Genomic DNA, 400 nt, shown 5'->3' with positions numbered 1-400 from the left:
CGTATGTTGCCAACGAGCAGCAAGCGACGATTACGTATCTTGATAAGACAACTGGCAAGCAATTGGCAATGGATACGATTACGGGACACTCTGATGAGACGTCAACGTACACAACGGCTGACAAGATTGCAGCCTACGAGGCAGCGGGATATGTCTTGGTTTCAGATGGTTATCCAGGTGTCAACTTTACCTTCGATCGTGAAGATGATTATGACCAAACGTACGAAGTGATTTTCATTCACGCTGTGATTACAGTTGATCCAAATGATCCAAAGACGCCAAGTTCACCAATCTTCACGCCAGGTGGTCCAGTTGATCCGGACGACCCAACGAGCCCAACTTATCCAGTTAACCCTGGTGACACACCAACGCCAACGTACCCAGGTGGTTTGACTGAAAC

Annotated in this window: 1 protein-coding gene; it reads left to right on the top strand. The window is 48.0% G+C overall.

Translation table 11 applies throughout. The annotated features are described in order from the left end of the window. A partial coding sequence (locus KH400_RS21750) for a mucin-binding protein (protein WP_438821139.1) occupies window positions 1-400 on the top strand: 400 nt, incomplete at both ends.

Source organism: Desertibacillus haloalkaliphilus, from assembly GCF_019039105.1.
Classification (GTDB): Bacteria; Bacillota; Bacilli; order Bacillales; family KJ1-10-99; genus Desertibacillus; species Desertibacillus haloalkaliphilus.
Note: the sequence above shows the minus strand (reverse complement) of the source record. Positions and strands in the feature narration are given on the sequence as shown.